The organism is Amycolatopsis albidoflavus (genome assembly GCF_039525725.1).
GTDB lineage: Bacteria > Actinomycetota > Actinomycetes > Mycobacteriales > Pseudonocardiaceae > Amycolatopsis > Amycolatopsis albidoflava.
Map to the genome: position 1 here is coordinate 168,024 of NZ_BAAAHV010000022.1, position 23,995 is coordinate 192,018.

Here is a 23,995-nt window from a genome sequence, read left to right on the forward strand (position 1 = left end):
TGAGCAGCGAAGAAGCCCAGGGGAGGGGATGCGATGAATCGGCTGCCGCTGGTGGTGATGCGGCTGCTCACGCCGATCGCCTTCGTCGCGATCCTCGTCACCGCCCGGCCCAGCGCGGAGTGGCAGTGGGTGCCGTTGGCGGCGTCCGCGGCGAGTGGCCTCGCGTTCGGGCTGCTGGACCTTCGCTGGCCGCGCGCGGCTGGCGTGCTGCTTTCGCTGGCCGCGCTGTTCGGCGCGGTCGTGACGGTGGCGGACCAAAGTCTCACCGGGCCGTCGTTGATCTGCCTGTCCTTGCTCGTGTTGTCCTCGCTGGCGGCGATCCGCCCGGCGGAGATCATCACGGTGGCTGCGGTCGTGGGGGTCGCAGCCACCGCCGGCGGGTATCTCGCTGGACAGCCGGGCGGGCTCGTGGCGGGAAACGCGCTCGCGGTGGCGGTCGTGGTGCTGCTCGGGCTGAACCGGCGGCAGTACCGGGTGCAGGCGCGCCAAGCCCGTGACCTGCTTGATCAGACCCGGCTCACCCAGGAGGCCGTGGCCAGGGGCGCGACGCTGGAGGAACGCGCCCGGCTGGCCCGGGAGGTCCACGACATCCAGGCGCATTCGCTCTCGGCGCTGTCACTGCATTTGCAGGCGGCCGCGCGGCTGGTGGCGGAGTTGCCGTCGCCGGACGAAAAACTCGCCGCCTGTGTGCAGAAGGCCGGGCAGTTGGCGCAGGACGGATTGATCGAGACGCGGCGGGCGGTGCACGCGTTGCGCGGCGATCCGATGGCGTTGCCGGAGTTGTTCGGTTCGCTGCCGGACAACGCGTCGATCCAGGTGACCGGCGAGCCGCGTGAATTGCCCGCGGACGTCACCCTGCTGCTGTACCGCACTGTCCAAGAAGGACTTTCCAATGCCCGCAAGCACGCGGCGGGCGCGCCGGTGTCGGTCGACCTGTCCTATCTGGACGACGAGGTGACGATGACGGTCGTCAACCGGACCGGGTCAAGCTCGGGCTTGTCCGGTGCCGGATATGGCCTGACCGGCTTGCGCGAGCGCGCGCAACTGGTCGGCGGCGAGGTGAGCGCGGGCCCGGCTGGCGCGGGCTGGCGGTTGTCGGTGAGGATCCCGGCATGACGATCGTGCGCGTGCTCGTGGCTGAGGACCAGCCCGCGGTGCGGGAGGGCCTGGTGCTGCTGGTCGGGCTGCTGCCGGACATCGAGGTCGTCGGACAGGCGGGCGACGGTCTCGCCGCGATCGAGGAAACCGTGCGGCTGCAGCCCGACGTGGTGCTGATGGACCTCGACCTACCGCGCTGCGACGGGGCGGCGGCGACTCGGCGGATTGTCGCGGACCTGCCGGGCACCAGGGTCGTCGTGCTCACCACCTATGCCGACAGCGCGTCGATCGTGCGGGCGTTGGACGCGGGCGCGGTCGGCTACGTGACCAAGGCGGCGAACGGCGACGAGATCGGCCGAGCCATTCATGCCGCGGCGGCTGGGCAGACCGTGATGGACCTGTCGGTGCAGCGAACGCTGCTGGCCGCGGCCCGCCGTCCGGCCGCGCCGCCGGAGGACGGGCTGACGGCGCGCGAGGTGGACGTGCTGAAGCTGGTCGCGGCGGGGCGCGGGAACCGGGAGATCGCGCGGGAACTGCAGGTCAGCGAGGCGACGGTGAAGACGCACGTGAACCGGATTTTCGCGAAGACCGGATGCGGGACCCGGGCGCAGGCGGTGCGTTACGCGCACGAGCACGGATACGCGGACTGAGCCGTGTCCGTGAGGGGAACCCTGAGAGGGTGTTGTGGAACCTGGGTGGTTAGTTGTGGTGTCTTCTGTTAGGCGGCGGGCGGCTTCGGTTTCGATGGGGCCGCGGGGTTCGATGTGTTCGTCGGCGAGGCGGGCGGCGATGAGCCGGATCATCGCGAACTGGATCAGCGCTTCGGCGTGGGCGGTTGTGCGTTCGTGGTCGCGGGTCAAGCGTCTGCACCTCGTGAGCCAGCCGAAGGTTCGTTCCACCACCCACTGGCGGGGCAGCACCTGGAACCCTTTCACATCGGCGTTGCGGGGCACCGCGACGATCTCCAGGTCTTCGTGGTCCTTGGCCCAGCGGACGAGGGTGGTGTCTTCCCCGCGTCGTAGCCGATCTGTTCCCCGCCCTCGACGGTTTCCACCGACTGCGAGTCCAGGATCGCGGCCGAGGGCTGCGGGTCCCGCCCGTCGCGTTCGCGGACCCGCCCGCGCAGCACGCCGTGCACGCGCTGCCAGGTGCCGTCCGCGGTCCACGCCGCGAACACGCGATACGCGGTGGTCCACGGCGCGAGATCGCGGGGCGCACAGCCGACACACCGAACCGAACACCAGGTTCCACAACACCCTCTGAGGGACTCAGAGTCCGTCAGGGTTGCCCTCACGGACCTCCTTGAACCACCCGGCCGGGAAGACCGGGGCAGTCCGGGCTACTGCCTGGCGGCACCAACTCGCGACTGCCTGGCCGACCTCTTCCGGGCCGAGCGCGGACGTGTCGAGCACCGTCATCGCCCACTCCGGGCCCGGCGGACGGCCGACCCAGCGGTCCCAGCGCATCTCCGGCCAGGAGTCGTTCGTGACGGCTTCCGGAACGTGCCCGGGATCGTGCGCGTGCGCGCGCAGCCAGGCTGCGAAGGCTTGATTCGCGTGGCTCGGCTCGCCGCGGCGGGCGAGCCGAGCCAGGTGGGCCTCGTCGCTGAGGTCGAGCAGACAGCCGGCGATGTCGATCCGGTCGGCACTCGGCGCGGCGAGCGCTTCGCCGAGCGGTACCGGATCGCCGGCCAGCAGCAGATGCTTGCCCGCGGCTTCGAGCGCGATCGCCCGCCGCACCGCGACTTCCACCCGCTCCTGTCGCCACGCGACGGTCTGCACGGCCGGGATCGGGCCGAGCGTGCTCAGCTCGGCGGTCTCGTACGTGTCGTCGAGCAGAGGCCGCGCGTGCAGGCGAGCGGTGGTTTTGCCGACGCTGGACGCGCCCGAAACGAGCAGCAACATGGCCAGCGACGTTACGGCTTACCGCCCGGAGCCCTCCACTGAATTTTCGCGCACATACCGCGAAAGCGTCGCCGCGCCAACGCGTTCGGCCGACACGCATTCCAGGTGCGCGAGTCCGGTGCCGTCCGGGAAAAGGCGGGTCCCGGTGCCCAGGACGGTCGGGAAGGTCAGCAGCCGGTACTCGTCGACCAGGTCCGCTGCCATCAGCGTGTGCGCGATGCTCAGGCTGCCGATGACGATGATGTCGCGCTCTTCCCGCTTCACTGCATCGAGCAGGTCGCCGTCGAGGACAGCGGAATTCTGCCACGCGCTGGTGTCGGTCAGAGTGCTGCTGGCGACCAGCTTGGCCGCGGCGTTCATCCGCTGCGAGAACGGGTCGTCGCGGTGCGGCCAGAGGTTCGAGAACAGCTCCCAGGTCTTGCGGCCGAGCAGCAGCACCCCGTCGTCCAGCCTGCTCCCGAGGCGGAATTTGTCGCCCGCGACGGACTCCGGGCCGTGCCGGAACGCCCAGCCGCCGCCGGCGGAGCCGGAGGAGCCGTCCGGGTCGGACGAGATGCCGTCGAGGGTGGTGAAGGCGATGACGATGACGCTCATGGCGGAGATCCCTTCAATCGGTGTCGCCAGTACTTACCGGCGGCCCCGCCAGAACTCATCGCTCCCGGCTAAAAAATCTTCGGCGGCAGGTCGAACGCCTCGAAAACGCGCGGATCGGCGAAGACGACGTTGTGCGAAATCCGCCCGCCGACGACGGTGAAGACCTGCAGCGTGTGCACCTGCCCGTCGGGCGTGTAGGCGGCGAGCGCGGGCTGCCCGTTGGCGGTGAGCGTGCGGACGCTCCAGCCGACCCCGCGCATCTCGAACACGCGGTGCATGAACCGGCCGTAGTCGTCGCTGCCCTGGAACCACAGCGGGACCGGCGGCATCTCCAGGATCGCGTCGTCGGTGAGCAGCTTGACGAGCGCCTCGACGTCGGCGGCCTCGAAGGCTTGCGCGTACCGGTCGATCACGGCCTGGGTCTCCGCGTCGTCCGGTTCGGCGATCTCGTCCATCGCGCCCGCGTCGGCGAGCGCGGCGCGGGCTCGTTGCAGCGCGCTGTTGACGGCCGGAACGGTGGTCTCCAGCTGCGTCGCGACCTCGGCCGCGCTGAACTCGAGCACCGACCGCAGCACGACGACCGCTCGCTGCTTCGCGGGGAGAACCTGCGTCGCGGCGACCCACGCCAGCCGCAGTCCGGCGCGGGTGTCGGCGTCGCAGCGGGCGTCGGGGAACGGTTGCAGCCACGGGATGTCCGTCGCCGGTTGCAGCGGTGCGCCCGGGTCGTCGCTCGCGGCGCCGAGACCGGACGGCAGCGGACGCCGGGTCCGGCCTTCGAGGGCGGTCAGGCAGACGTTGGTCGCGATCCGGTACAGCCACGTCCGGACCGAAGCGCGCGCCGCGTCGTACCGGTCGCGGGCCTTCCACGCGCGCAGCAGGGTTTCCTGCACCAGATCCTCGGCCTCGTGGAACGAGCCGACCATCCGGTAGCAGTAGGCGGTCAGTTCGCCGCGGTGCGCTTCGAAGTCCACCGGGACATCATCCGGCACGCGCGACGCTGAGGAAACGGTCGACCACCGGGTTGTTCTCGTGATCGGTGCGCGAGATAGCCGAAACAGTCGAAAACGCGCCGGCGTCGGTGAGCGCGAGATAGCGCAATCCGGGCAATTGCAAGGCGCGCAAGGCGTTCGGCACGATCGCGATGCCGGTGTCGGCCGCGACGAGGCCGAGCATGGTCGGGAACTGGACGGCTTCCTGGACCACGCGCATCCGGAATCCGGCGCGCAGGCACAGCGTCTCGATGTGGTCGTGCAGCCGCGAGACGCGCGTGCGCGGGAAGGCGAGGAAGGGCTCGTCGGCCAGCTCCGCCATCTCGACGGTTTCGTTGTCCGCCAACGGATGCGTCTCGGACACGGCCACGATCAACCGTTCCTGGCCCAGCGGGTGCACGGTCAGTCCGGCGGCTTCGCCGACCTCGCGGGCGATCCCGACGTCGAGCTGGCCGTCGCCGAGTGCGGCGATTTGCGCGTCGGTGGTCGATTCGGTGAGTTCGAAACGGACATTCGGCCATTGCCGCCGCATTTCCAGCACTGTGGCGGGCACGATTTCGAGTGCGGCCGAGCTGACGAACCCGATCCGCAACAGCCCGAGTTCGCCGCGCGCGGCGTGCGCGACCGCGGTGAGGGCGTGCTGGCTGCCCGCGAGCACGCGACGGCCTTCGGTGAGCAGCACCCGGCCCGGTTCGGTCAGCTCGACGCTGCGGGTCGTGCGCAGGAGCAGCCGTACGGACAGTTCCTTCTCCAGTTTCGCGATCTGCTGGCTGAGCGCGGGCTGGGCGAGGTGCAGCCGTTCGGCCGCGCGGCGGAAACTGCGTTCCTCGGCGACCGCGACGAAGTAGCGAAGCTGGCGGAGTTCCACGCCGGTGATAATGGTTCCTTATCAGTGAGTAGGCAATAGATACTTCACTCTGTGTTCCGCGCGACTTAGCGTCATGGACGACAAGCACCGTCGCGAACGTCGAGGAGCACCCGTGGATCACGCATTGTCGTTGCAGCACTTCGTAGCGGGACGGTGGGTTCCCGGCGACGGACCGGTCGCGCAGAGTGTCGATCCCGTGGACCCGGCGCACATCGTGGCCGAGTACCGGACGGCCGGTCCGGAGCTGCTCGACGAGGCGGTGCGCGCGGCGGTGGCGGCACAGCCGGAGTGGGACCGTCAGGGCACCATCGCTCGCGGTCTCGTGCTGCGGCGGGCCGCGGAACTGCTCGCCCAGCGCGCCGAATCGGTGGCCGCGCTGATGACCCGCGAGCAGGGCAAGACGCTGGCCGAGTCGCGGGGCGAGGTGGCCGCTTCGGTGGAGACGCTGCACTATCACGCGGGCCGGGCACGCAGTGCTGACGGCGTGCTCTACCCGTCCGGCAACCCGGACGAGGTCGTGCGGACCGTGCGTCGTCCGCTCGGTGTCGTCGGGGTGATCACGCCGTGGAACTTCCCGGTGCAGATTCCGGCGTGGAAGCTGGCGCCCGCGTTGCTGTGGGGCAACGCCGTGGTGTGGAAGCCGGCCAGCGACACGGTCGCGCTGGCGGTGGCGTTCGCCGAGATCCTCGTCGAGGCCGGGGTTCCGGACGGCGTGCTCAACCTGCTGCTCGCGCCCGGTTCGCTCGGCGCGGAGCTGGTGGAACGGCCGGAGCTGTCCGGCGTCACCTTCACCGGGTCGGTGCCGGTCGGCCGGGCGATCCAGGCCGCGGTCGTGCCGCGCGGGGCGAAGGTGCAGCTTGAACTCGGCGGGCACAGTGCGGCGATCGTCCTGCCCGACGCCAACCCGGCGGAGGCGGCAGCGGCGCTGGTCACCGCGTCGATGAGCGGGACCGGGCAGAAGTGCACGGCCGCCCGCCGGATCATCGCGGTCGGGGATGCCTATGACCGGCTCGTTGCTGAGCTGTCCGCCCGGGTCAAGGGTCTCGTCGTCGGGCCGGGGACGACGCCGGGAGTCGAGATTGGACCGTTGGTGTCCGCGCGGGCGGCTGAAGAGGTCGAGGACGCGATCCAGCAGGCGGTGGACGAAGGCGCGACAGTGCTGGCTCGCGCGGACAGCCCGGAGGGCGGGGCGTTCGTCGCGCCGACGCTGCTGGCCGGGACACCCGAACTGACGATCAGCCACGAGGAGGTGTTCGGCCCGGTCGCCACGGTGCTGCGCGCCGCCGACCTGGACGAGGCGATCCGGCTGGCGAACGGGACCCGCTTCGGGCTCACCGCCGCGGTGTTCACCGACGACGAGCGCGCCGTACGCCAGTGCCTGCGCGATCTGGACGCGGGCATCGTGAAGGTCAACGCGCCGAACACCGGGTCCGAGGTGCACGCTCCGTTCGGCGGGCTCAAGGACTCGTCGTTCCCCGCGCCCCGCGAGCAGAACGGCGAATCCGCCGCGGAGTTCTTCACCTGGACCAAAACCGCGTACCTGCGGACGTCCGCGCCCCGGGACCGATCGTGACCCGGCCCGCGGACACGGCGCTCGCCCCGAAGGAACTGGGCGCCGCCCGCTACACCCGGCACAGTTTCGCGCGGTCGTTCCTCCGCCAGGCGGCTCGGGAGCGCTGGACGGTCTCCACCGTCCGCTGGGAGTTCGACGACAACGGTCACGGCGAAGCGGTATACCGGATCGACGCCGACGGCACGCTGCTGCACTTCGCGGTGTTTTCCACTGTGCTGCAAGAAAACGAGCGCACCGACCGGGTCATCGCGAAGCGGTGGGATGTCACGGCTGCCCTGGTGGAAGGTCCAGTTCCGGATTCCCGACTGGCGGAGCTGCGTCGTGAAGTACCACGGCAGGAAGCTGGCCGTGCTGACGCCGCGACACTGGTGTGGACCCGCGCCAACCGCAGCGAGCGATTCTTCGACTACGTGGTGGCTCAACTAGCTGCCGGTGAACAGCCAGACTGCGCCACGATGGGCGACGCGTGCTACATCCTGCGCAGCACCGCCTTCTACAGCAACGGAAAGTTCGGTCTCGCCGACTTCGACCGGCTTGCCGAAGTCCCGCCGCTGCGGGTGCCGTACCGGGCGCAGATGCTGGCCGCGTGGCTGCTGCGCGAGTTCAGCTACGACCTGGCCGAGCACTGTGCGGTGCGACGAAACCCTGCTGCGGCAAGGCTTTCCGGCGACTGGCGGCGCTACCTCGGCCTGGGCAACGCGACCGGACTCGGCATGGTTCCGTTCGTGGTGAACCATCCGAGCATCCTCGACGCCTGGTGCTCGGCGCGGGAATTGCCACTGGCCCATGCCCTCGACGCGAAAGCCGATCCCGGTTCCGTACGGCGGGCGGGCGAGCTGCTCGACCGCGCCCGGCGGTACTTCCGCGAACGCGACACCCTGACGACCGCGCCGTACCTGACCGGACCGGAAATGGCCGAACGGATCGACGGAATCGCTTCTCTGCTCAGCGAATTCCCGGCGGGCGGCTTCCGCTGGCGGGACCTCGACGACCGAGCCGCGGAGTTCGGCGCCGAAGCACAGGCAGTGCTGCACACCGTTCTGGTCGAACTGGACGACTCGCTCGACGCGGAGATCGAGCACCTGCTGACCTGCGACCAGCGTCGGCGAGTCGAGATCACCCAGACCTGCGGGCAGCTGCGCGACCTACTGGCCGACCGGTACGGCTGGACCCGCGCATTCGACTTCACCGACCCGAACGAACAAGCCAGGTTCTGGTTCTCCGCGGAGGACAACGAAGAACCGCGGCGCGGCAAGCGCGGTCAGGACCCGGGCGAATCGATGGAACACCCGATCGACATCGCCCGCGCCGTGCACGCCCTCCGGCACGATCTGGCAGCCGCCGACGCCGACCGTTCGGTGGCGGAGTTCCTGCTGGAATTCCCTTGGCATCGTGGCATTGTCGCGCGCGTGCAGTCGGTCGCCGGGCTCCGTTACGGCGAGGTCCGGGCGAACCTGCTCGCCGACGATTTCCTTCCGCTGCACCTGCAGCGGTTCCAGCTGGCCCTCTACGGCATGGAGAACTACAGCCCGCAGTCGACCGACTGGTTGCGCGTCACGCTGTTCTCGGGCGCGCCCCGGGCGAGCGACGTGGAGTCCGGAGTGGACGACGACTGGCTGTTCACCCGCAAGCCCGGAAAGGAGTCCTGAGTGGACCCCCTGGAGCACGGCGACCTCACGGTCGTCGACGGACTGCAGATCAACAACTGGGACCGCAAGGTCCTGGAGGAGCTGAAAGCGGGCGGCGTCACCGGCGTCAACGCGACTTGTGCGGTGTGGGAAGGCCCGCAGGAAACGCTGCGCGCGGTCGCGGATTGGTACGAACTCGCCCGGGACAACGCCGACTTGGTTGTCCTGGCGGAGAACGCCGACGACATCCGGCAGGCGAAGCGCGACGGCAGGCTCGCCGTGCTGCTCGGCTTCCAGAACACCTCGCCGTTCGGCGACGACTACCGGATGGTCGAGGTGTTCCACCGGCTCGGCGTGCGCATCGCGCAGCTGACCTACAACATCCAGAACCTCGTCGGCGGCGCCTGTTACGACGAGCACGATTCCGGGCTTACCGCGTACGGCCGGTTCATCATCTCGGAGATGAACCGCGTCGGCATGCTCGTCGACCTCTCGCACGTCGGGAACCGCACCAGCCGCGACGCCATCGACGCCTCGGCCGGACCGGTCGCGATCACGCACGCGAACCCGCTGTCGTTCGCCGATTCGCCGCGCAACAAGCCGGACGATGTCATCGACGCCCTCGCCGCGCGTGGCGGCGTGCTCGGCTGTTGCTTGTACCCCAACGTGATCGGCGGCGAGAAGACGACCCGGCGGCAGTTCTGCGAGATGGTCGCCGCACTGGTGGAGAGGATCGGCCCGGACCACGTCGCGCTCGGCAGCGACTGCACGCGCAACTGGTCGCAGGACTACGTCGCTTGGCTGCGCAACGGCCGGTGGCGGCCCGCGTCCGCGGTGCCGGTGGAACCGCAGTGGCCGGTGTGGCCGAACTGGTTCGGCGGACCCGCTGATTTCCCGGTGCTCACCGAGGGACTGCTGGAGGTGGGCCTGGACGAAACCGTGGTGGCGCAGGTGCTGGGCGGCAACTGGCTCCGGCTGTTCGACACGGTTTTCCCCGGAGCCGGGCAATGACCGCGGCGAGGGCCGAGCGCGTTTCGACCGCCGAAACCGTCCTTACCCGGGTGTCCGTGCGGGAGATCCACGAGGTTTCGCTGCGTGCGTTGCGGGCCTCGGGGCTGAGCAGCGGCGAGGCGGAGTATCTGGCCGAGGTCATCGCGTCCGCTGAGGTCCACGAGAGCGCCGGGCTCGACGCGTTGGTCACGGAGACGGCGCGGGTTCCGGCTGGGCGAGTCGGTCTGCGGCTGGAACATTGCGACGGTTACGCCGTCGCGCACGACCCGGCTTCTCGCGGTCCGCTGCAGGCCTTCGTGCCTGCGTGCGAAACCGCGGCCGTGGTGGGCACGTTGGTCGTGCCCGGCATGGCGGGAGCCCCGGCGTTGGATTGGGCCGCGCTGGACATCGCAGAACGATCCGGCCGGGTTCTGTCCCTTTCGGACGGATCGCAACGCACTATTGTTACTCCGGACGGGCATCTGCTCAGGCTTCCCGCTGAAGCCGAACCGCGTCCGCCGGTCGCGGGATTGGTGATCCGCCCGCTGTCCGACGTTCCCGCCGGTGAAGTCGTTTCCACTGCGGCGGAACGAAAGCAGCGGTATCGCGAAGCGGTCACCCATGGCGTGTCCGTGAAAACTCCACTGTGGACCCACGTGTATTCGATCGCGCGCGGGTTCCTGATTCCGGACCACCGGGAGGGCCGATGACCGCGTCGCGTGAGCTGGTAGCGCATCCGCACGGACCTCGTCCCTACGCCGGCGCCGCTGTGTTCGGCGGCGTGATCTGGGCGTGCGGGCAGGTTCCGGCACGGCGGGACGGCAGCGTCCCGGAGGAAATCGACGAGCAGGTGCGGGTGGCACTCGACAACCTCGAGGACACTTTGCGGGCCGCGGGAGGGAGCCTGCGCACGCTGCTCAAACTGACGGTGTTCCTCGCCGATCTCGGCGAGTTCGACGCCTACCACCAGGCTTACCTCGACCGTTTCGCCGGCATCGACCTGCCGCCGCGGACCACGGTCCAGGTCGCCGGATTCCGGGGGACGAAACGCATCGAGATCGACGCCGTGGCGGCGGTCGGCAGCGAGGAGACCAACCGAAATGAAGACTGACCGCGCACCGGACACCGCTGTCCGGGCGACCCTGGATTCCGCCCGCCTCAACGGGTTTCACCGCAAGTTGGCGCTGTATTCCTCCGGCGGGCCGTTCCTGGACGGCTACATCCTCAGCATCATCGGCATCGCGCTGGTGCAGATCGGCCCGCAATGGCAGATGGACTCGTTGTGGTCCGGCCTGATCGGCGCGTCCGCGCTGGTCGGCGTGTTCATCGGGGGAGCGGTGTTCGGCCCGCTCACCGACCGGATCGGCCGGAAGCTGATGTACACGATCGACCTGATCGCGATCATCGTCTGCTCGGTGCTGCAGTTCTTCGTGGCCGACGCGGCGCAGCTGTTCGTGCTGCGGCTGCTGATCGGCGTCGCGGTGGGCGCGGACTATCCGATCGCCACCGCGCTGGTCACCGAGTTCGCGCCGAAGGCGTGGCGGGCTCGGCTGGTCGGCGGGCTGAACGCGATGTGGTTCGTCGGCGCGACGGTCGCCGCGTTCGTCGGGTTCTTCCTGCTGAACGTGGACCAGGGCTGGAAGTGGATGCTGCTGTCCTCGGCGGTGCCCGCGCTGCTGATCGTGATCGCCCGCACCAGCATCCCGGAATCGCCGCGCTGGCTGCACAGCAAGGGCCGCGACGCCGAAGCGCTGGAGGTGCTGCGCACGACGATCGGCGAGCACGCGACGCTGGACGATCTTCCGGAAGCCGAGACCAAAACCCCGATGTCCGCGTTGTGGCGCCGCGGGTACCTCAAACGAGTCGTGTTCATCTCGATTTTCTGGACGTGCACGGTGGTCCCGCTGTTCGCGATCTACGCGTTCGGGCCGCGGATTCTCGAACTGTTCAACCTCGGCGGCGGCAATCTGTCGCACCTCGGGTACGGGCTGATCAATTTCTTCTTCTTCGTCGGAAACATCGCCGCGCTGCTGCTGGTGGACCGGCTCGGCCGTCGCCCCGTGCTGATCTGGGGCTTCGCGATTTCCGCGGCCGGGCTGTTCTATCTCGGCCTGCAACCGGGCGCCGCACTGTGGTTGATCGCATTGGCTTTCGCGGTGTACGCGGTGTTCAACGGCGGACCGTCCATTTTGGAATGGATCTACCCGAACGAGCTGTTCCCGACCGAGGTCCGCGCGTCGGCGGTGGGGCTGTGCACCGGGATCAGCCGGATCGGCGCGGCCGTCGGCACCTTCGCGACCCCGTGGTCGCTGACCAACCTCGGGCTGTCGGCCACGATGTACATCGCCGCCGGTATCGCCGCCTTGGGCGCGATCGTGAGCGCGTTCATGGCCCCGGAGACGAAGAACATCGACCTGCACGTGGCTTCTTCGCTCAGCTGACTCAGCTGACTCAGCGGAACGGAAACCGGGCCCGGCGCGGGGGAGGCGCGCCGGGCCCGGTGGCTCAGTTCTTGTTGGTGCCCGGGGTGAGCACCTTGTCGATCACGAAGACAGTCGCGTTCTTGGTCGGGATGTTCCCGCACAGGATCTTCGCGCCGTTGACCGTCAGGTTGTCGCCGGAACCCTCGATCTTCAGCGGCCCGCCCGCCGCGTTCAACGAGGTCAAGGTGCCGGCCTGTTCGAGACCCTTGGCGTCGTAGCGCTTTCCGACGACGTGGTACTGCAGGATCGGGGCGAGCTGGTTCGGGTTGGCCGCCAGCTCCTTGAACTTCGCGTCGCCGAGGGCGTTGAACGCCGGGTCGGCCGGGGCGAAGACGGTGATGGCCTGCTGGCTGTTGAGCGTGTCGACCAGGTTGGTGGCCTTGACCGCCGCGACCAGCTTCGTGAGCAGCGGGTTCGTCGAGGCGGCGGACGCGACCGGCTGCGGGCCCATCGAGTCGAGCGAACCCGGCGCGCTGCCCTGCGGGAGCTGGGAACAGGCGGGGCCGAAGACCTGGTCGTTGGTGGTGACGCCGGAACTGCTGCTGGACATCGGCGCCGCCGACGAGGGCGTCGCGGAAGGGGCGCTGCTCGAGGCGGTGTTGTCGGTGCTGCTGCCGCACGCGGTGAGGGCGAGAGCAGCGACGGCACCGATACCGGCGAGGCGAAGGGACTTCACGGCAATTCTCCGTTCACAGTGGACTGTTCACCGGGGATTCGGAACCAGGTGGGGACCGGATTGGTCAGGAGGCGATAAAAGTCGTGGAATGCCAGCCGGTGGCTCCGTCGGGCACGGTGCCGGCGCGGGCTTCGGTCTGGGTGTAGCCGGATTTGTCGGTCGCCCGCACGAAAACCTGGTGCGTACCGGGTTTCACCGAGATCTGCGTCCACCACATCCGCCAGGTATTCGGATTCACCTCGGCGGACAACGTGGTCGGCTGCCAGGCTCCACCGTCCACTTTGATCTCCACCTTGGCGATCCCGGTGTGCTGTGCCCAAGCGACGCCAGCGATCCGCACCGCGCCGGACGGAACGGTCGCGAAGCCTTTGGGAGTGTCGATCCGCGATTCGGTCTTGATCGGCGCCTGCTCGCCCCAGCCCCGGCGGAGCCAGTACGCCTGCCGGGCCTTCCACGTCGTGACCTCGATGTCCACGACCCACTTGACCGCCGAGACATACCCGTAAAGCCCAGGAGTGACCAGCCGTGCGGGAAAGCCGTGCTCCAGCGGCAACGGCTCGCGGTTCATCCCGAGAGCCAGCATCGCGCCACGCGAACGATCCATTGCGGCGGCGACCGGGGTGCCAGATGTCCAACCGTCCACACTGGAGCAGAACAACTGCTCCGCGCCCGGCCGTACTCCGGCTTCGGCGAGCAAATCGGCGAGATCGACCCCGATGAAGTTCGAAGTGGACACGTAGTCGCCACCGACCTCATTGGACACGCACGTCATCGTCACGGTCCGCTCGACCAGCGGCCGGTCGCGGAGATCGCGGTACCGGTACCGGACTTCCCGCTCGACCATCCCGTGGATCCGCAGGCTCCAATCCTCGGTGCGAACCTGCGGAACGGACAACGCGGTGTCGACGCGATAGAAGTTCCGGTTCGGCGTGAGGAACGGCGGAGTCCCGAGCTTGGCGAAGTCCGCGTCGGCGGGGATCGGCGGCGCCGAGACCGCGGGCACGAGCGGGCCGACCGCCGCCCGAGAAGCGGTGGCGTCCCGGGTCCCGCTGATCACCTGCCCGGCACCGCCGAGCACTCCGGCCCCGACGACGGTCCCCACGCTGCCGAGCAAGAACGACCGTCGTGAAACGTCCGTCCTCTGCTGCCGGATAGCGATCCGGTGCAGCAGAAGGAAAACTCCCGCTCCCACCACCAAACTGACCAGCGGAGCCAGCAACGCGACCGCGGTCAGATCCGGCCGCGCGGCCACCGCGACCCCGCCGATCAGTCCAAACGCGACAATGATCGAAACTCCCGGCCACGGCGATCGCCGCGACAGCACCCCGGCCGCGGCGGACACGAGCAGCAACACCACCGCCATGCCGCCGAGCAGGACAGCTTTGTCGTAGGTGCCGAAGGTCCGCACCGCGAAGTCCTTCACCGGCAGCGGCGTCAGATCGATCGCCCCGTTCCCGACCGCGAGATACGGCGAGGCGTTGACGTTGCCGAAGGACGCCGCCAGGTGCCCGGCGGCCAGCGCCGACACCAGAGCGAGGACGCCGCAGAGCGCCGCCGGAAGGATCCGCAGACGGGAGGTCATGCCAGGCATTCGCGGCCGGACCGGCTGCGGATGGGTGCCCGTTGCTCACCCGTCCGGGTCGCGGCGAGGGCCCGGGTCACCTTTTTCGCCGCATTTGTGTGATCTCGTGCACACGCGGCCGTTCTGTCGGCTAAGTTCCCGGACGACTCCGAATGGAGCAGTGGATCGGGAGAACGGGGACACCGATGCGGCGAATGTTGAGCATTGCGGCCTGCCTGGGGGTGCTGGCCGCGACGGCCGCGTGCGGCGGCGGGTCGCTCCCGACCAACCTGCCCACTGACCAGGCCGGACCGGCCGGGCAGCAGCCGCCAGCCTCGTCCGCCCAGCCGGAAGCGGTGACCGCCGATCCGCCGCTGGCGTTCGACACCAGCAAGGGCGTCACGCTGCCCCGCACGGCGCTGCAGGCCAACCTGGGCGGCTCCGTGACGTCGAAGTTCATGACGCTGCGCGACCGTACCGGCTACATCATCGCCCCCGAATCGCTGAGCGCGGTCGACGTGCTCACCGGCGGCGAGAAGTGGAATATCAAGATCGAAGGCCCGGCCGCGGACCCGAACGCGCACAACGGCCCGTTCGTCGAGCAAAGCGGCCCGCGTCCGCCGCTCGTCACGGACAAACTGGTCGTCGGAGCCGTCCCGCTGCGGATGCCCGAGCAGGGCACGACGCCGGGCTACCTCGCGCTCGCCGTCATCGCGGTGAATCCCGAGACCGGCGTCAAGGCCTGGCAGACGAACACCAAGATCGCCGACGACCAGTACGGGATCAGCGGCAATCGTTCGGTCACCCACGTTGTCGCGGCCACCGACAAGGCCGTGGTCGCCAGCTTCACGCAGTCGGAGGGCAACCTCACCGTCGGACTGGACCCGGCGACCGGGAAACAGCTGTGGGAGCGCAAGAAATTCGACGCGGGGAGCCTGAACGGCGACGTCGTGGTCGGCGTCGACTCCAACGTGGCCGAGAACTCCTCGATGGTCCAGGCGACCGCCCTCGACGTCGCGAGCGGCGCGCAGAAGTGGGTCGCGGCCGCCAAATCGAGCGCGGTCGAGATCATGCGGGGCGACCCGGCGATGGTGGTCCTGAAAGCGAATGAGTACAGCAGCGGGCACGCATTCCTGAAGTTCCTCGACGCGGCGACGGGTACCGAGAAGTTCTCCGTGGAAGGCACCCGCAACCTGGGCCCCGACTCGTACGGCGACTGCCTGTACGACGAGCAGTCGGTGCTCGCCTGCACCGACTCCGGCGTGCTGACCGCCTACGACGCCAAGGCCGGGACCAAGCTCTGGAGCCTGCCGGACCAGGCCGCGAACCGCGTCCCGCCGGGCGGCCTGACCGCCGCCTGGCACGGCGCGCTGTACGGCTACACCAACGGACGGCAGCCGATCGTCCTGGACGCCAAGACCGGCAAGGACCTGTCCACCAACGTCGGCTACGTGCCGGACTGGGTCAGCAAGTACGCCGCGGCCGGCGTCGACAAGGACGGCGTGCCCAAGGCGTATCCGGTCAAGAAGTAGCTCCGTCGTCGGCGAGGATCTGCTCGCGGAGGATGTCCGCGTGGCCGCAGTGCTGCGCCAGCTCGCGCAGAACGTGCAGGTAGACGAACCGCAGCGGCAGCGGGCCGCGCCGGTTGCCGGGAAGGATGTCGGTCAGTTCGAGCGACGCGGTGGCCTGGCGGGCGTTCTCGCACGCTTCGCGGTGCGCCTGCTGGACGGACGCGATGGTGTCGTCGTCGCCGAGGGCGAACGATTCGTCCGGCGTCTCCGGGATCCCGATCTCGGCGCGCGGACGGCCGGTGACGGCTTCGTCGAACCAGACCTTCTCCACGAAGGTCACGTGTTTGACCAGCCCGAGCAACGTGGTCCGCGACGGCACGAGCGATCGGCGGGCCTGCTCCTCGGTGAGCCCGTCGAGGCAGCGCTGGAGCGCTTCGCGGTGCTCGTCGATGAAGAATTCGAACTGTTTCTTGGCGGCGTCGCCGATCACTGATTCCATGGACACGGGTCCAGCTTGCCGGATCGTCGCGGCCGGGCAAAGCCCCCGCCGGACTGCTTCGGCTGAACCGTCCTCTGTGGACCTTCCGCTCGCGGAAGCTTCAGGCGATCGCCCTCAGCTCGGACGGGATTTCTCCCCGCACCACCAGCCCGGCCAGTTCGTTCAGCTTCAGCCGCTGCCCGCGGGCGTACGAACGGAGCCGCTCGAAGGCTTCTCCCAGATCGACGTCCAGACGCGCGGACAGAATCCCCTTGGCCTGTTCTATCACGACCCGGGAGTCCAGTGCCGATTGCAGCTGGCCGATGATCTCGTCCCTCGTCCGCAACGCCTGGCGCTGCGACAGTCCGGTCCCGGCGGCGTCGGCCAGGGCTTGCGCCAGCCGCAGGTCGTGGGCGGCCGGAACCGACGGCGTCCCGCTGAACAACGTCACCGCGCCGACCGTGTATTCGCCCGCTCTGAGCGGCACGGCGGCGGCGCGAACGACCCCGGCCCGCAGCGCCCGGGCGGTGAAACGGGGCCAGCGCCGCGGTCCGGTGGGCCGCAGCGTGACCGGGGGCAGTACCGCACCGGTGCGGATGGTGTCCACCGCCGGGCCTTCGCCGAGTTCGAACTGGCTGCGGGCCAAGGGGAGGAACGTTTCGTCAGAGGTGGTGAGGCAGTCCGCTTTCCCGGCCTGGTCGAGGACCGCGACCCCGGCGGCCCGCAGGCCGAGCAGCTCGGCCACGCTGGTTGTGAGGTCGTGCAGCAGGTCCGGGACCGGCCGGTCGCAGGCGGTCAGACTGAGCACGGCCTCGGCGACCAGCGTTTCGCGTTCGGTGGCAGGCATGGTTCCCCTCCGGGCAGGCGGGAACCGGGCGCGTGCGGCGAAACGAGTCGACCGGCTGCGCGGCGGTACGGCGCCGGCGTCCGCGGCGGTTTGCCGCATCCGTCAAGTGAAGCCCGGATCGGCCCGGCGCGGCCATGCCGGGAACGCAGCATCCCGCGCCGGGCATGCAGAAAACGCAGCCTCCCTCTTCAAGGACCGCGCTGCACGAGGGTCTGGTGCGGGGAGCAGCCGTAGGCGGCGCGGTAAGCGGCGGCGAATCGGCCGAGCTGGAAGAAGCCCCATCGGGCGGCGACAGCGGTGACCGTGACGGCGCCCGCGGGGTCGGCGGCCACCAGGTCGGCGTGGGCGTGGGAGAGCCGGACCCGGCGCAGATAGCCCATCGGGGTGGTGTCCAGGTGCCGCCGGAAGGCGACCTGCACCGTGCGGACGCTGACGTGCACGGCCTCGGCGATGTCGGCTACGGACAGGTCTTCGCGGGCGTGCTGGTCGATGTAGGCGACGGCGCGGCGCAGGGTGGCCGAGTGCGCGTCGTGGCGGTCCTCGCCGGTCGGCTCGGTCGTCGCGGTGTTCGGGAACGCGGTCAGCACGCTCGCGGCCAGCAGTTGCGACGCGGCCGAGACGAGCAGCGGCTGCTGGCTCAGTTCGGCGTCGGCGCAGAGGCCCTCGCGCAGGTAAGCGATGGTGCGCCGCAAATGCAGTGCCGCCGCCGGGGAAACCGGCCGGTCGCCGGTGAGCCGCACCGGATCGGGCCTGCGGCCGGGGAGCCCGGCGGCCACCCGGGTCAGCAGGTGCGGGTCGAACATGACGAGGTTGTAGCCGGAACGGCGGATCACCCCGGCGTAAGGCCGGTCGTGCGGGGCGTAGACGAATACGTCGCCGGGCCCGAAGAACCCTTCCTCCCCGTCCGGGAAGTACTGCCGGACGATGGAACCGGAATGCACGTTTCCGAGGCAGATTTTGCCGAGCGTCCCGGCGTCGTGGCTCATGTCGTAATCGAACTCGAGATCGTCCACGCTCACCGGTCCCACGACATTGCGGGAGACGTGCGCCCGGGTCTGCTCGACGTCGCCGCCGATCTGCATCCTGGTGTAGGCCCTGCTGAGGAACTCCTCGGTGACTTCCAGGTCTTCGCTGTCGAAATCGAGCTCTTTCATCACGATTCCCGCCGGTCAGGGGCGTCCGAACACCGCCGCGCTGCCTGCCGGGCAGGCAATTCCGGGCCGGCGGAAATAGCCGTCCCCCGGCAGTGCGCCGAATGCGAAAACGCCTCACCATCGCCGGACTGCCGGAACCTGCCTTTCCGCCGTGCCAGCGCTTCCGCAACGGTACCGCCTGCCGGGGAAAGCCGGGAGACCGCGTTTTCTCCCGCCGCGCGGTAATGGTCGGGGAAAACGATTTCTTTTCCGAATGCCCGTACTGTTTCGCGCCGCCGCCGCCGTCGACGGTCCTCAGTGGACAGTCGAGCACGGGCGCCGTGGACCCCTCCCGGGCCGCGCCGGGATACTGGTGCGCAGAGACCGGCGGAATGCGGAAGGGGCTCGACGGTGACGCGGCGCGGATCCACGGAGCAAACGAAAGCGTGCTGGGAAACCGGTGCGACCACCGAATCCGGACGGATCGGGTGAACCGCCGCCGAATGCCGCGGCTGCCGCGCTTGCCGCGGCGTCCGGCCACGACCGCGGACGAGCAGATCGGCTTCAACGGCGCGTTCGCGGCCGCGCTGACCCGGGCGATCGGCTCGATGCCCGCGCTGTACGTCGTGCTCGCCCTCGTCGCCGGGTGGATGGCGCTGGCGACTTGGGGCCCGCTGCGGGCGGCCGACCCGTATCCCTTCGCGTTCCTGCTGTTCCTCGACAACGTGGTGCAGCTGGTGCTGTGCCTGGTGATCCTGGTCGGCCAGCGGGTGCTGGGCGGCGCGGCGGACCGGCGTTCGATCCAGACCTACGACAACGCCGAGGCCGTCTTCGAGCAGATCGCGGACCTGCAGCGGCATCTCGACCAGCACGACCGGGCGCTCAGCCGCGGCGTGAGCCTGCTGGAGTCGAGCCCGCATCCGTGGATCCAGCAGCACCGGGTGCAGCGGCCGCCGCAGGCGCTCGACCAGGCGGTGAGCGTCAACGGCCGGATCGCGGCCTGGCTGACGCAGCGGCTCGGCAGCATGTGGGCGTTCTACCTGGCCGCCGGGACGCAGGTGGTGTGGATGGGACTGGCCGGGCTGGGCGTGCAGACGCTGGACCCGTACCCGTTCGCGTTCATGACCTTCCTGTCCACGCTGGTCCAGCTGATCTTCATGATCGTGATCATGGTCGGCCAGGGCGTGCTCGGCCAGGCCGGCGACCGGCGTTCCGAGCAGACCTTCCTCAACGGCGAGGCGGTGCTGCACGAATGCCGCCGGATGAAGGCCCGGCTGGAGGCGCAGGACCGGCTGATCGAGGACCTCAGCCGCTACACCCGGGGCGAGCTGATCGAGGATCTAGCGCGGGCCCTGCACGACGTCGACGGCCATGCCCAGCGGACCGTCCACGCCTGGGTCCCGCCCCGCTGGGACCAGGCCCCCGAGGAGCACAAGGCGGTCACCCGCGCCCAGGCCCGGCAGCTGGGCGAGCATCTGGCGCTGGTCGGCTGCGTGATGGTGCCCGCGTTCGACCCCGCCCTCACCGTCGCGTTCGGCGACGACGAGGTCCTCCTGCTGGCCCAGCGCGAACACGACCGGTGGCGGACCGAGCAGTCCTCCGGCGAACTGCCCGACCCCGACCTGGTCGCCTGGGACGACCTGCCGGAACCGGCGCGGACGCGGAAACTGCACGTCGCGCGCAGCATCCCGGGCCTGGTGGCCAGCGTGGGCATGCAGGTGGTCCGCGACGGGCGCGCTCGCGGCGGCGCGGGCGAGGAGGACTTCACCGCCGAGGAATGGGCGACGCTGCAGCGGGCGATGATGGCGTCGGGAATCCTGGTCGGGCTGTCGGTCGGCGGGGTCGATTCGGACGAGATGTTCGCGCTGGTGAAAACCCTGCGCGAGGCCAGCGTCGCGCACCCGAGGCGATTCATCCGCGAGGTGGCGGCCTCGTCGGCCTTCGACACAGGCCTGCGGCCGGGCGTCAAGTACTCGGAATACCTGCCGTACGCGGAAAAGACCATCCGCTCAGCCGCCGCGATCGTCGCCGGCACCGCGCCGGCGGAACTGCCGGACTTCCGCGAGTTCCTGGTGGAGATCGCCACGGTCGTCGCCGAAGTGAACCAGGAAGGCGGATTCCTCGGGGTGGGCGCGCAACGCCGGACGCCCAAGGAGGTCGCGGCCATGGACGCCGTCCGCCTGGCCGCCCGGCACGACTGAGGTCACCTGATCGCCGAGGCCGCTCCGACGACGGCTCCGTAGAGCACGAAGACGTTGACCAGCGCGATGAACGACGGCTGCAGCCAGCGGATCAGGCTCGACGGCTGGCCGGGCAACGCGGTGCCGTTGGCGTCGAGCATTTTCTCGCCCGGCCGCGAGGCCAGCAGCGAGACCAGGCCGAACAGGGCGCAGAGCGTGAACGGGAACCACTGGCCGTGCAAGGGATTCCAGAATCTTTGCGCGCCGCCCCAGGCGGCGGACACGGCACCGGTCATGGCGGCGAAGTTGGTCAGCGACTGGACGGTGACGAAGTCGCTGACGTTCTTGGTGCCCGCCGGCGCCGAGTCGCCGAGGTTGCCGCTCGTCGGTTCGGCCGTCGGGGTGGTGGTGGCGAAGGCTTTGGCCAGGGACATGAGACACCTCGTTGTGACTCGGATTCCCCGAAGTCGCGGCGAGGCGTGGTGCTGTTACGTCACTTCGACCCAGCAGCCACCAGCGTGGCGGTGATCGGCTCCAGCACAGCGATCAACTCGTCGAGTTCGGCGGATGTGAGGGCTTCGTACGGTGCGGCAGCCAGCTCGTCGGTCAGGTCTTCGATGCTTTGCTTGAGCTCGCGACCGGCGTCCGTGAAATGTCCGTCAGCGTCCACAAGCCCCCGCTCGCGCAATCCGTCCATGACCGCCGCCAGTCGCTTCTTCGGCAGGTGATGCACGCGCCCGAACGACTCCGGCGGATGGATGCCCATCTCGAGCGCCGACAAAATGTGTGCCTCGGTCCCGCCGATCCGCGCGCCGACCAGCGCGGCGATGTGCCCGTCCCCGCGGTGCTCGCGCAGCATGGTCGCGGAGTGCCAGAGCCGGGCGACCGGGTCGCTCGGCACCGGAAGACTCCGCATTCCGGCGTACATGACGCGCCCCACGGTGGATGCGCTCGTCGCGGCTTTGGCGGTCAGGTCGGCGGCCCGCACCAACCCCGGCGAGCTAGCCAGTTCGTCGCCGAGAATCCGGCGCACCGAGGCCGCGCTGCCCCGTTCGCGTGCGGCGACGGACGCCTCGGCCGGGATCGTCTCCCACGCGCTCGGGATGTGCCGCGCGGCCTCGCCCTCGGCGAAGTTGTAGAAAGCCGCGTGCACGACCTCCGCCGGCGGCCGTCCCAACGGCGCGGCGCGGCTGGCGAAATAGCCGTCCCAGTAGGTGCGGTGGCCGAGCGCGGCCAGTTCCTCGTTGCATTCGTCGGCGAAGAACGTGACGAGGCAGATCGGCTCCAGGAGCTCGAACATGCGCCGGGCGGTGCTGGTCATGGGCTGCATCATGCCAGTGCGGCGAGGAAAACTTCGGCGATTTGCCCGCCGAGATCGACCGTCGCGGCCACCCCGTCCGCGCGGTCTGCCTCCGGGGAGCGCAGGACGACCTCGGCTCGGTACCGCCCGCGCCGGGTCATCACGTTCAGGGCCTGGGTCGGCTGATCGAGGGAGACCGTCACGGTGTCCTCGCCGGCGAACCGGATCTGGTCGCCGCGCTCGAGGTCCGTCGCTGTCCCGTTGATCGTCAGCCGGAGCGGTCCGAGGGCGGTGAAAAGCCGGTCGATTCCCGGGAAAGCCGAGAACGGGGCGTCTTCGAGAAGATCCGCGACGCTGATCCGCCACAGCGTTTCCCCCGAGGGATCGGCGGCGAGCTCCCGCGTGGTGCCTGCTCCGTTGCGCCAGGGGACCGGGGTGACTTCGGACGGGATGAGCATCAGAGTATCTCACCCGGTCTCGAGGGCGGACGCAAACGGCCCCCGCCCGTCCTCCGCGCGCTAGGCGGGATCACTGCGGCAAAAGCGTGCGAACCGCGTCGGGGAATCCGGCCACTCCGTCCGGTCCGGACAGCGCCAGGTTGAAGAGAAACCCGGGCAGGAGCGCCAAAATCGCCTGCGCGAGAGCATCGGCCGACGCACCGGCCCAGGCCCCGGCCTCCTGCCTGCTGCGCACGAGACCAGCCACCTCGGCACTCATCTCGACCGACGCCGCGGTGAGCCGATCGGCCAGTTCCGGATTGCGCTGCGCTTCCGACCAGACCAGCACCGCCATGCCCGCCAGCTGCCGGTCGCGGTGCAGATCGGTCACGGCCTCCAGCAGTTCCGCCATCACCTCGCCGACGCCGTTCTCGCCGGCGCCTCGGTCGAGGGCGGCGTGCAGAACCCCGGTGACGTCGTCGAGATTCTGCGCGGCGACGGCGACGATCATGTCCTCCTTCTTCTGGAAGTACCGGTAGACCGCGCCCGCCGACTTGCCCGCCTCGGCGAAGACGTCCTGCATCGACGTGCGGTGGAAGCCGTTGCGGAGGAAGCAGCGGCGCGCGGCCGCCAGGATTTCCCCGCGCTGGCTGTCCTTGTACTGCTGGCTCACCCTCGGCAACGTCCGCTCCCTCGCCTTGACACTCCTCGCGTCCGCAGCCTAGCGTGAAAGAAAAGCGGATGTCCGTCCTCTTTTAACTCAGGGAGCGCCCCTCATGCCGATGACCCCCGTCCCCGACGTCACGCTGACCCCGGTCGCGTCCTTCCCGGAGAAGTACTTCCCGGAGAATCTCGCCGTCCGCGCCGACGGGTCGGTGCTGGTCACCGTCCTTCTGCAGCAGGAGCTGTGGATCGTGGCGGAACCGCGACGGCCCGTTCTCGTGCACCGCTTCGACCACCCCGTGACCGGGATCGCCGAGGTGCTGCCGGACGTCTTCCTGATCAGCCTGACCGAGGGCTACACCACCCACGAATCCCACCTGGCCCGGCTCGACCTCACCGGCTGGACGCCCGGCGAACCGGTGTCCCCGGAGATCGTCTTCACCTTCGACGACCGCGTGCGCGCGCTCAACGGCAGCTGTCTGCTCGGCGACGGAGTGCTGGCCGTCGCGGACTGCTTCGCCGGGTTGATCTGGCGCGTCGACCTCGATGCCGAGGCCCGCGGCGGCCAGGCCCGGATCTGGCTGGAGCACGACACGATGGCCGACGACCCGGACGCCGAGGTCGCCCCGCCGCGCCAGCCAGGCGTCAACGGAATCCGGTACAGCGCGCGAACCGGATACCTCTACTACACCTCGACGGCGCAGAAAGTCTTCATGCGAGTGCCGGTGGACCCCGCCACCCTCGACCCGGCGGGGGACGCGGAATTCGTCGCCGCGATCGACAACGCCGACGACTTCGCGCTCGATGAGGAGGCCGGTTTCGCTTACGTCACCAGGCATCGCGCCAACACGCTGGACCGGGTGCCGCTGATCCCGCGGCACGGCAGCGAGGTCCGGCACGTCGCGGGCGAGCCGTTCGACGAGCGCCTGATCGGGCCGTCCAGCGCCGCCTGGGTGCCCGGCGAGGAGGGGCGAGCCCTCTACGTGACCACGGACGGCGGGACGACCGCGCCTCCGGACGGCGTCTTCCGGAACGCGATGCTGCTGCGGGCCGACCTGCACAGGCAGTGAGCCGATTATCGT

General features: G+C 69.6%; 24 protein-coding genes and 1 pseudogene. 11 read left to right on the forward strand and 14 right to left on the reverse strand.

Annotation, left to right across the window (positions count from 1 at the left end):
- Nucleotides 1–33: 33 nt before the first annotated feature.
- Both ABD156_RS33880 and ABD156_RS33885 read left to right on the forward strand, forming a co-directional pair.
- The gene (locus ABD156_RS33880; protein WP_344283447.1) at nt 34–1,116 is read left to right on the forward strand and encodes a sensor histidine kinase; all 1,083 of its coding nucleotides are present in this window, start codon (nt 34–36) and stop codon (nt 1,114–1,116) included.
- Nucleotides 1,113–1,748 (forward strand): response regulator, encoded by a 636-nt coding sequence (locus ABD156_RS33885; protein WP_344283450.1) that lies wholly within the window; start codon nt 1,113–1,115, stop codon nt 1,746–1,748. Before ABD156_RS33880 ends, ABD156_RS33885 begins: the two co-directional genes overlap by 4 nt.
- A 51-nt stretch (nt 1,749–1,799) precedes the next feature.
- On the opposite strand, the pseudogene ABD156_RS33890 reads toward ABD156_RS33885, so the two are convergent.
- From ABD156_RS33890 to ABD156_RS33910, 5 genes and pseudogenes are all read right to left on the reverse strand, one after another.
- A pseudogene (locus tag ABD156_RS33890) lies at nt 1,800–2,437 on the reverse strand (transposase); the annotation flags it as partial.
- Complete coding sequence (locus tag ABD156_RS33895) at nt 2,367–3,002, reverse strand: hypothetical protein (RefSeq protein ID WP_344283453.1); 636 nt, start codon at nt 3,000–3,002, stop codon at nt 2,367–2,369. The pseudogene ABD156_RS33890 and the gene ABD156_RS33895, both read right to left, overlap by 71 nt.
- A gap of 18 nt (nt 3,003–3,020) precedes the next feature.
- Entirely contained in the window at nt 3,021–3,596 is a 576-nt protein-coding gene (locus tag ABD156_RS33900) for a dihydrofolate reductase family protein (protein ID WP_344283456.1), read from the reverse strand.
- Between the two features lie 68 nt (nt 3,597–3,664).
- The gene (locus ABD156_RS33905) at nt 3,665–4,567 is read right to left on the reverse strand and encodes an RNA polymerase subunit sigma-70 (RefSeq protein WP_344283459.1); all 903 of its coding nucleotides are present in this window, start codon (nt 4,565–4,567) and stop codon (nt 3,665–3,667) included.
- Nucleotides 4,568–4,574: 7 nt separating this feature from the next.
- Nucleotides 4,575–5,453: a LysR family transcriptional regulator gene (locus ABD156_RS33910; protein WP_344283462.1), complete on the reverse strand. Its 879-nt coding sequence runs from the start codon at nt 5,451–5,453 to the stop codon at nt 4,575–4,577.
- Between the two features lie 112 nt (nt 5,454–5,565).
- On the opposite strand from ABD156_RS33910, the gene ABD156_RS33915 reads away from it, so the two are divergent.
- From ABD156_RS33915 to ABD156_RS33940, 6 genes are read left to right on the forward strand one after another with little or no spacing between them, the layout of a single operon-like run.
- Complete coding sequence (locus ABD156_RS33915) at nt 5,566–7,026, forward strand: aldehyde dehydrogenase family protein (RefSeq protein ID WP_344283465.1); 1,461 nt, start codon at nt 5,566–5,568, stop codon at nt 7,024–7,026.
- Complete coding sequence (locus ABD156_RS33920; protein WP_344283468.1) at nt 7,023–8,675, forward strand: hypothetical protein; 1,653 nt, start codon at nt 7,023–7,025, stop codon at nt 8,673–8,675. The genes ABD156_RS33915 and ABD156_RS33920 overlap by 4 nt, the downstream gene beginning before the upstream one ends.
- On the forward strand, nt 8,676–9,665 hold the full coding sequence (locus ABD156_RS33925) for a membrane dipeptidase (protein ID WP_344283471.1): 990 nt from the start codon (nt 8,676–8,678) through the stop codon (nt 9,663–9,665).
- Complete coding sequence (locus tag ABD156_RS33930) at nt 9,662–10,354, forward strand: hypothetical protein (protein WP_344283474.1); 693 nt, start codon at nt 9,662–9,664, stop codon at nt 10,352–10,354. Before ABD156_RS33925 ends, ABD156_RS33930 begins: the two co-directional genes overlap by 4 nt.
- Nucleotides 10,351–10,755, forward strand: a complete 405-nt coding sequence (locus tag ABD156_RS33935; protein WP_344283477.1) for a RidA family protein — start codon at nt 10,351–10,353, stop codon at nt 10,753–10,755. Before ABD156_RS33930 ends, ABD156_RS33935 begins: the two co-directional genes overlap by 4 nt.
- Nucleotides 10,745–12,085 carry an MFS transporter gene (locus ABD156_RS33940; protein ID WP_344283479.1) on the forward strand — a complete coding sequence of 447 codons (1,341 nt, stop codon included), beginning with the start codon at nt 10,745–10,747 and terminating at the stop codon, nt 12,083–12,085. Before ABD156_RS33935 ends, ABD156_RS33940 begins: the two co-directional genes overlap by 11 nt.
- A 64-nt stretch (nt 12,086–12,149) precedes the next feature.
- On the opposite strand, the gene ABD156_RS33945 is transcribed toward ABD156_RS33940, so the two are convergent.
- Together ABD156_RS33945 and ABD156_RS33950 are read right to left on the reverse strand one after the other, a co-directional pair.
- Nucleotides 12,150–12,803 carry a fasciclin domain-containing protein gene (locus tag ABD156_RS33945; protein WP_344283482.1) on the reverse strand — a complete coding sequence of 218 codons (654 nt, stop codon included), beginning with the start codon at nt 12,801–12,803 and terminating at the stop codon, nt 12,150–12,152.
- A gap of 64 nt (nt 12,804–12,867) precedes the next feature.
- Nucleotides 12,868–14,385 carry a molybdopterin-dependent oxidoreductase gene (locus ABD156_RS33950; protein WP_344283485.1) on the reverse strand — a complete coding sequence of 506 codons (1,518 nt, stop codon included), beginning with the start codon at nt 14,383–14,385 and terminating at the stop codon, nt 12,868–12,870.
- A gap of 185 nt (nt 14,386–14,570) precedes the next feature.
- Between ABD156_RS33950 and ABD156_RS33955 the strand changes: the two genes are divergently transcribed.
- Complete coding sequence (locus ABD156_RS33955; RefSeq protein WP_344283489.1) at nt 14,571–15,896, forward strand: outer membrane protein assembly factor BamB family protein; 1,326 nt, start codon at nt 14,571–14,573, stop codon at nt 15,894–15,896.
- On the opposite strand, the gene ABD156_RS33960 is transcribed toward ABD156_RS33955, so the two are convergent.
- From ABD156_RS33960 to ABD156_RS33970, 3 genes are all read right to left on the reverse strand, one after another.
- Nucleotides 15,886–16,374 (reverse strand): DinB family protein, encoded by a 489-nt coding sequence (locus ABD156_RS33960; protein WP_344285275.1) that lies wholly within the window; start codon nt 16,372–16,374, stop codon nt 15,886–15,888. The two genes, ABD156_RS33955 and ABD156_RS33960, sit on opposite strands and share 11 nt — an antisense overlap.
- A 100-nt stretch (nt 16,375–16,474) precedes the next feature.
- The gene (locus ABD156_RS33965) at nt 16,475–17,200 is read right to left on the reverse strand and encodes a GAF and ANTAR domain-containing protein (RefSeq protein WP_344283492.1); all 726 of its coding nucleotides are present in this window, start codon (nt 17,198–17,200) and stop codon (nt 16,475–16,477) included.
- A 188-nt stretch (nt 17,201–17,388) separates the two neighbouring features.
- Entirely contained in the window at nt 17,389–18,354 is a 966-nt protein-coding gene (locus ABD156_RS33970) for a helix-turn-helix transcriptional regulator (RefSeq protein WP_344283495.1), read from the reverse strand.
- A 467-nt stretch (nt 18,355–18,821) separates the two neighbouring features.
- On the opposite strand from ABD156_RS33970, the gene ABD156_RS33975 reads away from it, so the two are divergent.
- Complete coding sequence (locus ABD156_RS33975; protein ID WP_344283498.1) at nt 18,822–20,534, forward strand: DUF1003 domain-containing protein; 1,713 nt, start codon at nt 18,822–18,824, stop codon at nt 20,532–20,534.
- A 2-nt stretch (nt 20,535–20,536) separates the two neighbouring features.
- Here the strand turns inward: ABD156_RS33975 and ABD156_RS33980 are convergent, their stop codons facing one another.
- From ABD156_RS33980 to ABD156_RS33995, 4 genes are all read right to left on the reverse strand, one after another.
- Nucleotides 20,537–20,947, reverse strand: a complete 411-nt coding sequence (locus ABD156_RS33980; protein WP_344283501.1) for a hypothetical protein — start codon at nt 20,945–20,947, stop codon at nt 20,537–20,539.
- A 59-nt stretch (nt 20,948–21,006) separates the two neighbouring features.
- Entirely contained in the window at nt 21,007–21,834 is an 828-nt protein-coding gene (locus tag ABD156_RS33985) for an SCO6745 family protein (RefSeq protein WP_344283504.1), read from the reverse strand.
- 8 nt (nt 21,835–21,842) lie between these two features.
- On the reverse strand, nt 21,843–22,271 hold the full coding sequence (locus ABD156_RS33990) for a HutD/Ves family protein (RefSeq protein ID WP_344283507.1): 429 nt from the start codon (nt 22,269–22,271) through the stop codon (nt 21,843–21,845).
- Between the two features lie 70 nt (nt 22,272–22,341).
- Nucleotides 22,342–22,923, reverse strand: coding sequence for a TetR/AcrR family transcriptional regulator (locus ABD156_RS33995; protein WP_344285277.1), 582 nt, complete (start codon nt 22,921–22,923; stop codon nt 22,342–22,344).
- A 103-nt stretch (nt 22,924–23,026) separates the two neighbouring features.
- Between ABD156_RS33995 and ABD156_RS34000 the strand changes: the two genes are divergently transcribed.
- Complete coding sequence (locus ABD156_RS34000) at nt 23,027–23,983, forward strand: SMP-30/gluconolactonase/LRE family protein (RefSeq protein ID WP_344283510.1); 957 nt, start codon at nt 23,027–23,029, stop codon at nt 23,981–23,983.
- The last annotated feature ends 12 nt before the right edge of the window (nt 23,984–23,995 follow it).

What these genes read in the sequence shown, in the direction of transcription:
- ABD156_RS33880 (WP_344283447.1), top strand. Translation starts at nt 34, where the DNA reads ATGAATCGGCTGCCGCTGGTGGTGATGCGGCTGCTCACGCCGATCGCC.
- ABD156_RS33885 (WP_344283450.1), top strand. Translation starts at nt 1,113, where the DNA reads ATGACGATCGTGCGCGTGCTCGTGGCTGAGGACCAGCCCGCGGTGCGG.
- ABD156_RS33895 (WP_344283453.1), bottom strand. Translation starts at nt 3,002, where the DNA reads ATGTTGCTGCTCGTTTCGGGCGCGTCCAGCGTCGGCAAAACCACCGCT.
- ABD156_RS33900 (WP_344283456.1), bottom strand. Translation starts at nt 3,596, where the DNA reads ATGAGCGTCATCGTCATCGCCTTCACCACCCTCGACGGCATCTCGTCC.
- ABD156_RS33930 (WP_344283474.1), top strand. Translation starts at nt 9,662, where the DNA reads ATGACCGCGGCGAGGGCCGAGCGCGTTTCGACCGCCGAAACCGTCCTT.
- ABD156_RS33935 (WP_344283477.1), top strand. Translation starts at nt 10,351, where the DNA reads ATGACCGCGTCGCGTGAGCTGGTAGCGCATCCGCACGGACCTCGTCCC.
- ABD156_RS33940 (WP_344283479.1), top strand. Translation starts at nt 10,745, where the DNA reads ATGAAGACTGACCGCGCACCGGACACCGCTGTCCGGGCGACCCTGGAT.
- ABD156_RS33950 (WP_344283485.1), bottom strand. Translation starts at nt 14,385, where the DNA reads ATGACCTCCCGTCTGCGGATCCTTCCGGCGGCGCTCTGCGGCGTCCTC.
- ABD156_RS33955 (WP_344283489.1), top strand. Translation starts at nt 14,571, where the DNA reads ATGCGGCGAATGTTGAGCATTGCGGCCTGCCTGGGGGTGCTGGCCGCG.
- ABD156_RS33960 (WP_344285275.1), bottom strand. Translation starts at nt 16,374, where the DNA reads ATGGAATCAGTGATCGGCGACGCCGCCAAGAAACAGTTCGAATTCTTC.
- ABD156_RS33965 (WP_344283492.1), bottom strand. Translation starts at nt 17,200, where the DNA reads ATGCCTGCCACCGAACGCGAAACGCTGGTCGCCGAGGCCGTGCTCAGT.
- ABD156_RS33970 (WP_344283495.1), bottom strand. Translation starts at nt 18,354, where the DNA reads ATGAAAGAGCTCGATTTCGACAGCGAAGACCTGGAAGTCACCGAGGAG.
- ABD156_RS33980 (WP_344283501.1), bottom strand. Translation starts at nt 20,947, where the DNA reads ATGTCCCTGGCCAAAGCCTTCGCCACCACCACCCCGACGGCCGAACCG.
- ABD156_RS33985 (WP_344283504.1), bottom strand. Translation starts at nt 21,834, where the DNA reads ATGACCAGCACCGCCCGGCGCATGTTCGAGCTCCTGGAGCCGATCTGC.
- ABD156_RS33990 (WP_344283507.1), bottom strand. Translation starts at nt 22,271, where the DNA reads ATGCTCATCCCGTCCGAAGTCACCCCGGTCCCCTGGCGCAACGGAGCA.
- ABD156_RS34000 (WP_344283510.1), top strand. Translation starts at nt 23,027, where the DNA reads ATGCCGATGACCCCCGTCCCCGACGTCACGCTGACCCCGGTCGCGTCC.